Source organism: Posidoniimonas corsicana, assembly GCF_007859765.1.
Lineage (GTDB): Bacteria > Planctomycetota > Planctomycetia > Pirellulales > Lacipirellulaceae > Posidoniimonas > Posidoniimonas corsicana.
Window position 1 is genome coordinate 21403 of record NZ_SIHJ01000002.1, and the last position, 12589, is coordinate 33991.

Genomic DNA, 12589 nt, shown 5'->3' on the forward strand with positions numbered 1-12589 from the left:
GATACTTTAGTTGCGATCGTGGGCTAACGGCTGGTGAGATCCCGACTTTGGCCGGCGCCGCCAGCAGAGCGACCCGCCGCGGCCAATCGGTTCGCCTCAGTACTCAAGTTGTGCGGGAAAGGCGGCGTAAGTGCAGCCAGCCCGTCACGGATTGCGGATTACGCCGCCGGCAGAATGACCGGCGCACCGAACATACGCCACGGCGCGAGGGCGCCGGACGGCCACAACTCTCGTCCAATGACCTATTCACATCTGGGAGGATGACATGGCGAGCTTTGGGAGACCAACACTTGGCTGCGTCGGCGCGATGATCGCCGGCGCGGCGCTGGTATGGGGATCGGCGACGCCGGTCCACGCGGTGCTGCTGGCGTACGAGGGTTTCGACTACGACTCCGGCTCGGCGCTCAACGGCCTGGACGGCGGCACTGGGTTCGACGGCGCCTGGGGCGACGTGCTCAACCAGGGGATCAGCACCACGGACGTGATCGTGGCCGACAGCCTGACCTACTCCGACACCGGCGGCAATATGCTGCTGACCTCCGGCAACCGCATGCTCAACTCCGGCGCCAGCAACACGTCGTTCATTGGCCGTGCACTGGACTTCCGCCGCGACGACACCACCGGCTCAACCACCTGGTTCAGCATGCTGGGCGTCCGCCTGGGCATGCCGGTCCGCGGCGCCAACTTCACGCTGTTCGACACGACGCACGCCGACGACCCCGTCAACACTCCCCAGGGCGGCGCGGCGGAGAAGATCAACATCGGAGAGAACTCCAACGTCACGTTCACCCTGCCCGACGGCGTCACGACCGAGGACCGCTGGACCATCCGCGCCCCACAGGTGGTCGCGAACGCAACGCTGGCGGAGGACCCGCCGCCCTTCGAGAACACCGCCGGCCCCAACGTGCGTGACGTCTACTCCGACGTGCTGTTCACCGACCTTGCGATGTTCGTGATGCGCATCGACCACAACAACGGGGTCGCCGACTCGGTCACGATGTGGATGAACCCGGAACTCGACTCGACGCCCGCCGACGAGGACGCCTTCGGCTACTACCGCCCGGACAACCTGCAGGCCGCTGCCGACGCGCTGGGCGCCTCGGCCTACAACAACGAGCCCAATGGCTCGGAGTTCTCGTTCGACCTAATGCGGCTGTTCGCCGGCGGCGACCAGGGCGCCGGGCCGGGCGAGTGGCAGCTCGACGAGCTCCGCATCGGCGAGACCTTCACCGACGTCGCGCCGATCGCCGGCGCCGGCGGCATCCCGGGCGACTTCAACAACGACGAAACGGTCGACGCGGCCGACTACACCATCTGGCGTGACAACCTGGGCGGCGACGAGTCGGCCCTCGGCGGCAACGGAAACGGCTCCGGCACCGTCGACAACGACGACTACAACCTGTGGCGTTCGCAGTACGGCGCCACGTCGGCGCCGTCCGCCGCGAGGTCGGCGCCCGAACCGGCCTGCCTCGGCCTGCTGGCGGTCGCCGCCGCTGGCGTAGTGGCCCGCCGCCGGAGGTAACCGAAGTAACCCAATGCCGCACAACGGCACGGACGCGGGGCAGCGTCCGTGCCGTTTTTCTTGCCGCCCCCCACCCCGCCACAACCGCCTTCCATCGATCGCCCGACCTGTCGCGTCGCCCCACCTTGATCTGCACCCTGATTGTCAGCCCGCTCCGCCCGTGCTGGCGGAACCGGATACCTATGCCCCGCAACCGCACTGCCCACGTCTTGTTGCTGGCCGCCCTGGCCGGCCTGACGCCCCCCGCCGCTGCCCAGACCACCTGGGACATCGACAATACCAGCAGCATCGGCGGCGCCGCGGTGGTGGACGTTGTCGGCAGCCCGACGGTTGTGCCCACGCCGTTTGGCGATGGCCTCCGCTTCGACGGCAACGACGGCCTGATCGTGGACGCGAACCCGATCGCCGGGGCCGCCGCCTACACCATCGAGATGCTCTTCCGCCCCGACCCGATCGAGAACGTGTCCAGCAACCAGCCACGTGTGCTGCACGTGCAATCCGCGATCCCACCCGACCACCGCGTCACCCTCGAGACCCGCGTTACCGGTGACAACTGGTACCTCGACGCGTTCGTCCGCTCGCAGCGGCCCGGCCAGTCGAACCCGAGCGTCGTGAACAGTTTGGCGATCATCGACGATACCAAGCTGCACCCGCTCGGCGAGTGGTACAACTTCACCGTCACCTACGATGGCCAGACCCTGGCCGCCTACCTCAACGGCCAGCTCGAGCTCGAGGGCGATGTCGACGTGCTGGCGACCGCCGACGGGCAGGTTTCGCTCGGCATGCGGCACAACAAGGTCAACTTCTTCGAGGGCGTGATCGCCAAGGCCCGTTTCACCCCGCAAGTTCTCGACCCGGCCGACTTCCTGCCCGCCTATGTCCCAGGCGACTACGACCGCAGCGGGGTGGTCGACGCGGCCGACTACGCCCTGTGGCGGACGTCATACGGCGGGGCCGCCGCCCTCGGCGAGGGCGCCGACGGCAACCGCGACGGGCGGATCGACGCGGCGGACTACACCGTGTGGCGTGACGCGGCGCCCCAGGCGGTGGAGCTGGCCAACGCCCACCACGCCGTGCCGGAGCCGTCCGCGGCGGCGTTCGTGCTGCTGCTGGCATTGGCCGCCCGACGGCCGACTTTTGACCGCTCCCAGCACATCGATCCTTAGGGACGAAAGTCCGCCGGTATTGCCCGTGCCAAACCCCGGTTCACACTACTATAGCAGTGTGTGTTGGCGTCGAGGGCGAACTTGCCCGCCGACTTTTGTCCGCACCTGCACGCGGATAGGGACAGAAGTCTTGGCCGGCGCCTCCCGCATTGAACTTTGGCCGGTCCCGCCGCCGTCCGCCACAGCCTAGCCCCCGCCGAGCAACCCTCCATTGGACCGCGCTAGGTGGCCGGTTCCTACCAAAAACCCGTGAGAAACTCGCTGGACCACTGGGGCGGCGGCTGTGGCGCGTAGCGGCACGGCGCCGCCAAACAGGGGGTCGGTGCGGTTGACGCTTAGGGCCTTCTGCCTAGGGTTCCTGTAGCGATATCGCCGCAGATCTAACAGGAGGAGGCGGTCACCATGGCCGAGCCCAACCACCCCAAGAACGTGCACTCCGAAGAGGTGAAGCAGGAGCACGTCAGCCATTGGGACCGCGACTACCTGCCGACCGAAGAGCTCGAGGCCCAGTACCGGGAGTCGAAACGCGACGAACCGGAGCAACCGCCTGAGGACGAAAGCGCGGCCGCTAGCCGCGACGACCGGTCCAGCGGTGGGGGCGCGTAGCATGCCGGCGCCCGAGCAATGCGCCGACCGTATGCAGTGCATGGAGCTGTGGGGCGGCAACACGTCGGTCTCGCGTGCCGTCACGACACCGGGGCTCGAGGTGCGGGTGCACAGCCGCCCCCACGCCGGCGCGGCCGGCGGAGGCGACGTGCACTACGTCTCGTCCTGCGCGTCGGGCCGCATCACGCGGCTACTCTTGGCCGACGTCAGCGGCCACGGCGAGGACGCGTCGCGGCTGGCCCTCTCGCTCCGCGACCTGATGCGGGCGAACGTCAACCTCATCGACCACACGCAGTTCGTGCGCGAGATGAACCGCCAGTTCTCCAGCCAGCTCAGCACCGACCGGTTCGCCACGGCGGTGGTCTGCACGTACTTCTCTCCCAAGCGGTCGCTGCAGATCGGCAACGCCGGTCACCCCCCGCCGCTGCTCTACCGCGCCGCCACGGGCCGTTGGTCCCAGGCCGAGCACAACGCTGACGACACCGACTCGGACGACCCCGCCGACTTCCCCTTCGGCGTGCTCCCCGCCGCCGACTACTCGCGACTCGAGACCCGCCTCGACAGCGGCGACCTGCTGCTCTGCTTCAGCGACGCCTTCACCGAGTCGGTCGACGCGTCCGGCGTTCCCCTTGGCGCCGCCGGCTTGCTGCGGTGCGTGCGGCAGCTCGACGCCGCCGCGCCCGAGCAGATCGTCCCCGAGCTGCTCGACAGGCTGGCAGGCGAGCACCCCGACAACCTCACCCAGGACGACGCCACCGTGTTCCTTGTGCGGGCGGTCGACTCGGCGCCGACGCTGCGCGACAACCTGCTGGCGCCGCTCCGTCTGCTGGGCCCCGTGCGGGACCGCAGCGGGGTCGAGTAGCCCCCGGCGCAAGCAGCACAGGCCGCACAGGCGTCCCCACCCCGACGGTTCCCGACACGCAGCGGCGGGCAGCCCCAACCTCGGTCGAGCATCGGGCCGCTGGCGGTCGACCAAAAAAGCTATACCGTAGGGCCCCCTGCCCGCCCCCTAGGCTGCCGCTGTGTCGATCATCGGACCCAACTCGTCGTTCAACTCGACCCGGCTGGTGAACCAACACCACCGCGCGAACGACCGCACCGCCAAGGCGCTCGAGCGGCTCAGCACGGGCAAGCGGATCAACCGCCCGAGCGACGACCCGTCCGGCTTCGTCGCGGTCGAGCAGCTGCGGGGCGAGTTGATCGACCTCCAGGCCGAGGGCCGCGCGGCCGGCTTCCGGCGGGTCGGCGCCGCGGGCCGCACCTCCGGCCTGGGCGAGGTGCAGCGGGCGCTCAACGACCTCCGCGGCGCGGTCACCACGGCCGCCAACTCCATCAACTCACGGGCGGAGATCGCGGCGCTGCAGGGGGAAGTCGAGGCATCGCTCGACGCCATCGACCTGGTCGACAGCTACACCGCGGGCCTCCCGGACGACGCGTCGCTCGAGGCGCTCCGCGGGTCGGGCGCGGCCAACCTGCTCGATGGCGACGCCGGCCTCGCCGCCAAAGTTGTCGACGCGCAGCAGGGCGCCGTCGCCCAGGCCGCGGCGGCCGCCGGCGCAGCCAGCCGGACCGACCAGGCCTTGGATGAACTGCGGCAGGACCGGATCGTCATCACCACCGCGACGATCAGCCAGATTGAGGACGCGGACTTCGCCGAGGAGAGCGTGAACCTGGCGGCCGGCCGCGTGCTGTCGCAGGCTTCAGCCGCCGCGCTCGCCTACTCCAGCCGCCAGCAGGCCGAGCAGATCGACGAGCTCATCGCACGGCTGGACGTCCAGGTCGGCTAGCGGATCGGGCGGCACAACGTCTCCGACAACGACGCCCGTGGCGCCCGGATTTGCATTCAGCTTCCCCACTGTGGCAAAATACGGCCCACCTGCCCCAGCGGGCCGCCCGGCCCGCGTCCCTCCTGCCGGCACAGGCGCTACGTGCACAGACTCCCAACGCTTCTGCTCCTCCTGGCCGTCTCCGCTCCGTTCCACGCGGGCCGCTCGCTCGCGGCCGACGCCAGTGCGCCCGCCGATGGCTTCCGCGAGCTGTTCAACGGCAAGAACCTGGACGGCTGGCAGGGCGCCCCCGGCTGGTGGCGGGTCCGCGATGGCGTGCTGCTGGCCGAGAGCACTCCCGAGCGGCCGTGCACCAAGTCGCACTACCTGTACTGGACCGGCGGCGAGCCGGCCGACTTCGAGCTGCGGGCCGTCTACCGGCTGAGCGGCGCGGCCAACTCCGGCGTGCAAGTCCGCAGCGAGCGGCGGCCCGACTTCGACACGTGGGGCTACCAGGCCGACGCCGACTCGGCCAACCAGTACACCGGCTGCCTGTACCAGCACGAACGCGGGCTGGTGGCGCTGCGGGGGCAGCGGGTGGTGATCGACAAAGACGGCGGCAAACGGGTCGAGACTTTTGCCGACGCCGACAAGCTGCTCCAGGCCGTCCGCGACAACGACTGGAATGAGCTGCGGGTCCTGGCCGAGGGCCCCCGCCTGACGCTCTGGATCAACGGCGTGCGGATGTGCGAGGCGACCGACCACCAGCCCCGCTTCGCCCTGCCCCGCGGGATCATCGCCCTGCAGATGCACCAGGGGCCGCCGATGAAGGTCGAGTTCAAGAGTATCCGGCTGCGCGAGCCTGCACGGCCCAGCGACGCCAAACCAACCAACACCACCAAGGCCGAGTAACGGATGTCCAAGCCGACCCTCTCACGCCGCGCCGCCCTCAAGGCCGGCGCCGCCGCCATCGCCGCCCCCACTCTGATCCCCGCGTCCGCCCTCGGCCGCGACGGCGCCGCGCCCCCCAGCGAGACCGTCCGCGTCGGCGTGATCGGCTGCGGCGCCAGGGCGCGGATGATCCGCGACGGCGCCGACGTGAAGGGCTTCAGCGTGGTCGCCGTGGCCGACTGCCTGAAGCAGCGGGCGGAGGACTTCTCGCAAGAGCTCTCCGGCGGCAAGTGGAAGGCCTACGAGGACTTCCGCCAGATGATCGACGCCGAGCAGCTCGACGGCGTCATGGTCGAGACCACCACCCACGCCCGCGCCTGGGTGGCGATCCACGCCATGCAGATGGGCATGGACGCGTACATCGAGAAGCCGATGGCGCTGACCATCGCCGAGGGCCGCGCGATGGTCGACGCGGCCCGCGCGTCGGGCTCCGTCACGCAGGTCGGCACGCAGCAGCGGAGCATGCCGATCAACAACTGGGCAAGCGACCTCGTCAAGAACGGCGCGATCGGCAAGGTGAAGGCCGTGCTGGCCCCCAACTTCATCGGGCCGTTCCGCTGGGAGGGCCCGCCCGCCGCCGAGGCGACCGGCAAGGTCGACCCGTGGTGGGACGTCTGGACCAACCAGGCCGAGCTGCGGCCCTACGACCCGCAGCTGCACCTCGGCTGGGCCCGCTGGCGGGCGTACGACTCGGGCGGCCTCTGCTTCGGCGTCAGCGGCTGGGGCGCGCACTCCTACGACCAGATCCTCCGCGCCCTGGGCGCCGACGAGACCGGCCCGGTCCAGGTCGAGCTGGAGGAGGAGCTGGCGGTCCGCGACTCGGGCCGCTTTGCGCCGCAGCAGACGGTGGGCGGCGTCTCGGCCGGCATCGTGGGCGACGTTGACACCGGCGCCCAGTACCACGGCATGGCCAAGCTGGCCGGCCCCCGCGCGCGGGTCCGCATGACCATGGCCGACGGCGCCGAGCTGCTGATGCACCTGGACGGCGACCGCGGCCCCGGCCTGGGCGCGATCTTCGTCGGCGAGAACGGCAAGATCGAGATCAACCGCAACCGCGTGGCCAGCAACCCCAAGGAGCTGACCGCGTCCGCCGACAACCCCGGCCCCAACACCCGGCCCGAGACCGCCTACCACATCGAGAACTGGGTCGACTGCATCAAGACCCGCCAGCGCTGCACCGCCGACATCGAGTACGGCCAGCGGGCCAACTCGCTGTGCGAGCTGGTCAACATCGCCCGCAACGTCGGCCGCGTCGGCGAACCGCTCGCCTGGGACCCCGCCGCCGAGCGGTTCACCAACAACGACGAAGCGAACGCGATGCTGTCGCGGCCCCGCCGAGCGGGCTGGGAGCTGCCGGCGGTTGGCTAGCCGATTTGTTGCCTTCTGCTCAGATTTCTGTCGGAGCGGAAGAGAACGAAGGTAGCGAAGTGTGCCGAGTGCCGGAGGGCGATGGCCAAAGCCGCGCCCGTTAGTAAGCGTACAAGCAGACAACGCAAACCGGACGCTTCCCGACAGGCGCGGCTCGGAACTGCTGTGTCAGCTCGCTGCGGATCAGGCTACTTCCCGCTCTCCTTGCCCCAGGTATCGCGCAGCGTCACCGTGCGGTTGAACACGGGCTGGCCCGGCTTCGAGTCGATCGGGTCGGCGAAAAAGTAGCCCACGCGTTCGAACTGGAAGGTGTCGCCCGCGGCGGCTTCGGCCAGGGCGGGCTCGCACTTGGCAGTGAGGGTCTCGAGCGAGTTGGGGTTCAGGTTGTCGAGGAAGGTCTTGCCCTCCTCTGCTTTGTCCGGGTTCTCGACGCCAAACAGGTGGTCGTACACGCGTACCGGCGCGTCGACCGCGGTGGCGGCGTCGACCCAGTGGATGGTTCCTTTGACCTTCTTGTCGTCGATCTTGGCGCTGGTGTCGGGGTTGAACGTGCAGCGGAGTTCGGTGACCTCGCCCGCGGCGTCCTTCACCACCTCCTGACAGACGATGATGGCCGCGCCGCGGAGGCGGACCGGGCCGCCCGGCTTCAGGCGGAAGAACTTCTTGGGCGCGTCCTCCATGAAGTCTTCCTGCTCGATGTACAGCACCGGGCCGAGCGTCACCTCGCGCTCGCCCTGCGCGGGGTCCTGCGGGTGATTGGCGATGCTGCAAGTTTTTATGTCGCCGGTGAGCGGCTTGCCACCTTCGTCCACCAGCACCACCTTCAGCGGCCGCAGCACGGCCATGCGACGCAGCGCGACCTCGTTGAGGTGCTCGCGCAGCGCGTCCTCCAGCCACAGCATGTCGATTGTGCTGTTGAACTTGGCCACGCCGATCCGCTCGCAGAACGCGCGGATCGCCTGGCTGGTGTAGCCGCGGCGGCGGAGGCCGCGGATGGTCGGCATGCGGGGGTCGTCCCAGCCGCTGACGTGCTTCTCGGTGACCAGCTGCAGCAGCTTCCGCTTGCTCATCACCGTGTAGGTGAGGTTGAGCCGCGCAAACTCGATCTGCCGCGGCCGGCCCTCGGGCAGCAGGCCTAGCTCATTCAGTTGGTCGAGGCACCAGTCGTACAGCGGGCGGTGGTTCTCGAACTCCAGCGTGCAGATGGAGTGCGTGATGCCCTCCAGCGCGTCGGACTGCCCGTGGGTGTAGTCGTACGAGGGGTAGATGCACCACTTGTCGCCCGTGCGCTGGTGGTGGGCGTGCTTGATGCGGTACATCACCGGGTCGCGGAGGTTGATGTTGGAAGACGCCATGTCGATCTTCGCGCGGAGCGTCTTCTCGCCATCCTTGAACTTGCCCGCCTTCATCTGGGCGAACAGGTCGAGGTTCTCTTCGACGGTGCGGCTCCGGTAGGGCGACTCCTTGCCGGGCTCGGTGAGGGTGCCGCGGTGCTCGCGCATCTGCTCGGCGTTGAGGTCGCACACAAACGCCTTGCCCGCCTTGATCAGCGCGACGGCCCAGTCGTACAGCGTGTCGAAGTAGTCGGACGCGTGCCGCAGGCGGTCCTCCCAATCGCCGCCCAGCCAGCGGACGTCGTCCATGATGGCGTCAACGTACTCCTGCTCCTCCTTGACGGGGTTGGTGTCGTCGAAGCGGAGGTTGAACTTGCCCCCGTATTCGCGCGCCAGGCCGGCATTCAGGCAGATGCTCTTGGCGTGGCCGATGTGCAGGTAGCCGTTGGGCTCCGGCGGGAACCGCGTGTGGATGTCGGCCGCTTGGTGCTTTCCGGCGGCGATGTCCGCGTCGATGATCTGCTGGATAAAGTTCCGCGAGGCGGGCTTGTCCGCGGGGTTGTCGCCGGTGGGGGTGGGGGCGTCGGCTGCCATAGTCGTGATTCGGGTCCGTGATCGTCGCCTGAGGGGGCCGTCAAAATAGGCCGGGTAGGAAGGGTCTGCTGACCCTCTGGCCGGACAATCTACCAGATGCCCGGGTTCACTAGCAGGCCGGTTGCGGGCCCCCAATCGACGCCCACTGAACCGGGCGCCGCTCAGGTGGCCGGCGATGGCGCCGGGCGGAACGCCGCCAGGCACACGCCGAGGGGGCGCGTCCCGAGGTCGCAGAAATGGCGGGCCAGAGCGGCTCCGGCTGACTGGCTCTTACGGCCCGACCCGCCCGGCGGCGGGCAATCCCCGCGCGTCCGATTTGCTCCCGCGCCGGCCGGGTGGGATAATAGCCGGCGATCAGTTTCCCCTTCCTCCCCTTGCACGCCCAGAACCATGAAGAAGCTTGCCCTGGCGTTTGTCGCGGCGGTTGCCGTGCTGGCCCTGACGCAGCGCGAGAGCGCCGCGCAGTACGTGACGTACTACTCGCCCGTAGTCGCGGCGCCCGCCCCGGCCCCCGTGGTGGTGTACCGCCCCGCTCCGGTGTACCCGGCGCCGGTGGTCTACTCGGTCGCCCGCCCGGTGGTGGCGCCGGTCGCGGTCACGCGGACCCGCTGGCGGCCCTTCCTGGGCGGAACGGTCACGCGGACCCGCGTCGGCTACGCGCCGGTGTGGGGGTATTGATCGCAATGGGTGTGGCGGCCGGCCCGGCCGGCCGCCCTACTCGCCCCACTGTTTGAGTTGGGCCTCGGCGGTGGCGCGCTGCGTCTTGGTGAGCGGGCCGAACTCGACGTGCACGGTCTCGCCCGGCTTGGTCTCAACGCTGGCCGACGCGCCATTGAGGCTGGTGCTGATGCCGCTCTCGCCCTCGATGTTCCGCTGCACGCCGACCTTCAGGCCGGGCGGCACGGCGATGAAGTCGTGCTCGACATCGCCCTGCGGCGAGTTCATCCGCGCGTAGACGTCTCCCAATCCTGGGCTGGGGCGGAGCCGGCACGAAACCGACAGGTGCTGCTTGATCGCCTGGTCGGGGACAGCCCGGGCGGTGACCCGGGCCCACGGCTGGAGCGCTATCGGCTCCGCATCCGCCCCGGCGGCGTCCGGGCCCGCCATCGCGAAGCCGTCGGGGTGCATCACGATGAAGCCGAACTCGCCGGCCGCCGTTTGGTGCACGAACCGGCCCTCCTCGTCCGTGTTGACAATGACGTCCTCATCGGTCCGCCGCGCGGAGCCGTCGGTCAAGTAGAGAGCGTGGTAGTAGAACCGGGCGCCGGCGGGCGCGGGTTCGACCAGCACGACCTGCGCGCCCGGGGCCGGCTCGCCCGCCGCGTTGACCACCCGCCCCGCCACCTCGCGGGTCCCCTCCGGCGGCCAGCGATCGCCGAGCTGCAGGCTGTCGTACCGCCCGGACACGCGCGACCCGACTATATTGGTGATGACGCTCCGGAAGCCGATGATCTCCCGCATCGCGCTGGACCAAAGCCGCATCTCTTCGTAGCGTTCGTTGTCGCCGCGGAGGCTCCCCTGGGTGAGCAGCAGCTCGGCAGTCAGGGCCGCCGGGTTCTCGAACGACTCGAGGTACTCCTGCGCGCCGAACAGGTCGACCATCTTGCCGCCGGCGATCATCACGTTCTCGGCCACGATGATGACCGGCCGATCCCCGCCGCCCGCGGCCGGCGGCGTCGGCGGGCGGAGTTTGTCGGGCGGCGTGGGGCTGGTGGTGATCTCAACATTGGTGGGGACGCCACTGGTGTTGATGCGGAGCAGCAGCGGCTGCTCATTGACGATCTCTGCTGGGTGGCGTGCCCGGTTTCCCTCCTGGGAGTAGGCCGTGTACCGCTCTGCCTGCTGGCCGGACGGTAGTGAGAACTCAAATCCGCCCGCCGGATCGGTGGCGGCGCCCCCCTGCGTGCGGTTGCCGACGTACGCCATGACGCGGTAGTTCTCAAGCGGGCGGTCGTCTTGATCGACCAGCCGGCCGGCGAGCTTGACCGTTTCGCGGAGCAACAGGTCCGGCAGTCGGGTTGGTTTGTCGGACGCGGCTGCCTCGGTTGGCTGGTTGTCGGTCGACACGCGCGACCAGTCCTGAAAGCCCTTTGGGATGGTGTTCAGGTACGAGCGGACCGGCCCCGCCAGCACCTGCGCGGTGTACCAGCCCTGCGCATCGGTCGTGACGCGCTCGCTCTGTGCGTTCCCGTGCTGCACCGAAACGGTCGCGCCGGCCACCGGTGTGTCGGTCCCTTCGGCGACCACGCGTCCGCGGACTTCGACCGTCGGCTCGAGCGTGATGGTAGCGACCGTTGTTTCCCCGGCCCGGACGATGATCTCCTTAGGCAGCCGCGGCCTGAGCCGCCCCAGGTCGGCGCCGCGGCAGTAGATGCGGTAGCGTCCCTCCGCGAAGGTTTCGGCGGTTGCGGAGCCCTCGTCGTTGGTGGTGAGCTGGGCCCGCCCCTGAGCGCCGGGGCCGTAGCTATCCCCCACCACCGACGCCGCTATCCCGGCCCGGTTCGCGGGTTCACCGCCCTCGACCTTAAGTGTCAGCGTGCCTGTTCGCACAAACCGGAACGTGTGGCTCGTTTGTGCGTCCGGTTGACGCGACAGCTGAAGGTACTGGTCGCCGTACTTCGGTAGGGAGAACTGCACGCTGTAGAGCTTCGACGGATCGGCAAACGGCAGCGCAACCTGTCCGCTGTCGTCAGTGGCGAGGGCGAGAGACTTGATGACCGCCTCAGGAGGAGGCTGGTAACCGCCGTTCAGGTAATAGAATGACGTTAAGGGCGCCCCGGCGACTGGTTCGCCCTGGCTATTCAGCACCTTGATGGTTACCTCGGACTCGGGGCCAAGCCGCACGTCGACCGGCTCGTCGGCGGCGTCGTCAACCTGCCGGTTGGCGTTCGCCACCCCCAGTGCGTGACCTGGGGCGAAGCACCAGACCGCACGCGGCGCGTACGACGCTTCCCGCGCCGTCCAGGCGGGATCGACTTCCAACTTATACTCGCCACGCTCGTCGGCTTCGGCGGTGACCACCCAAGGCTCTTGACCGGCCAAGGCGTAGCGGAGCAGCAGCCACACCTTCGCGCCCGCGACCGGTTCGCCCGACTCGTCGGTAACCGTGCCGCGCACCACGATCGGGCCTAGTGGGGCCTCACGCTCCTCGGCGGCGTTGACCAAGCCCGCTACCGAAAGCGACACCACCACCGCCGCTGCGGTCCACCTTCGCTGTTCCAAGTTCGTCATACCCCTGCTCCGTGGTTTCCTGTCCCCGCGCCCCCGCGACGCAGGGCCGTG

At 69.3% G+C, this 12589-nt stretch carries 10 protein-coding genes; 8 read left to right on the forward strand and 2 right to left on the reverse strand.

All coding sequences use genetic code 11. The annotated features are described in order from the left end of the window. Window positions 1–265 precede the first annotated feature (265 nt). The 7 genes from KOR34_RS16185 (at window position 266) to KOR34_RS16215 (ending at window position 7379) form a co-directional block, all read left to right on the forward strand. A complete protein-coding gene (locus KOR34_RS16185) occupies window positions 266–1522 on the forward strand; it encodes a hypothetical protein (protein WP_146566090.1) in 1257 nt (418 codons plus the stop codon). A 182-nt stretch (window positions 1523–1704) separates the two neighbouring features. Next, entirely contained in the window at window positions 1705–2688 is a 984-nt protein-coding gene (locus KOR34_RS16190) for a LamG domain-containing protein (RefSeq protein WP_146566092.1), read from the forward strand. 402 nt (window positions 2689–3090) lie between these two features. Further along, a complete protein-coding gene (locus KOR34_RS16195; RefSeq protein ID WP_146566094.1) occupies window positions 3091–3294 on the forward strand; it encodes a hypothetical protein in 204 nt (67 codons plus the stop codon). A 1-nt stretch (window position 3295) separates the two neighbouring features. Further along, a complete protein-coding gene (locus tag KOR34_RS16200; RefSeq protein ID WP_146566096.1) occupies window positions 3296–4156 on the forward strand; it encodes a PP2C family protein-serine/threonine phosphatase in 861 nt (286 codons plus the stop codon). A gap of 160 nt (window positions 4157–4316) precedes the next feature. Then, window positions 4317–5081: a flagellin gene (locus tag KOR34_RS16205; protein ID WP_146566098.1), complete on the forward strand. Its 765-nt coding sequence runs from the start codon at window positions 4317–4319 to the stop codon at window positions 5079–5081. 141 nt (window positions 5082–5222) lie between these two features. Continuing rightward, window positions 5223–5972, forward strand: a complete 750-nt coding sequence (locus tag KOR34_RS16210) for a 3-keto-disaccharide hydrolase (protein ID WP_197531499.1) — start codon at window positions 5223–5225, stop codon at window positions 5970–5972. Window positions 5973–5975: 3 nt separating this feature from the next. After that, entirely contained in the window at window positions 5976–7379 is a 1404-nt protein-coding gene (locus KOR34_RS16215) for a Gfo/Idh/MocA family protein (protein ID WP_146566102.1), read from the forward strand. 188 nt (window positions 7380–7567) lie between these two features. On the opposite strand, the gene KOR34_RS16220 is transcribed toward KOR34_RS16215, so the two are convergent. Then, on the reverse strand, window positions 7568–9307 hold the full coding sequence (locus tag KOR34_RS16220; protein ID WP_146566104.1) for a glutamine--tRNA ligase/YqeY domain fusion protein: 1740 nt from the start codon (window positions 9305–9307) through the stop codon (window positions 7568–7570). A gap of 390 nt (window positions 9308–9697) precedes the next feature. Between KOR34_RS16220 and KOR34_RS16225 the strand changes: the two genes are divergently transcribed. Continuing rightward, complete coding sequence (locus tag KOR34_RS16225; protein WP_146566106.1) at window positions 9698–9985, forward strand: hypothetical protein; 288 nt, start codon at window positions 9698–9700, stop codon at window positions 9983–9985. A 36-nt stretch (window positions 9986–10021) separates the two neighbouring features. On the opposite strand, the gene KOR34_RS16230 is transcribed toward KOR34_RS16225, so the two are convergent. Further along, on the reverse strand, window positions 10022–12538 hold the full coding sequence (locus KOR34_RS16230; RefSeq protein ID WP_146566108.1) for an MSCRAMM family protein: 2517 nt from the start codon (window positions 12536–12538) through the stop codon (window positions 10022–10024). Window positions 12539–12589 lie beyond the last annotated feature (51 nt).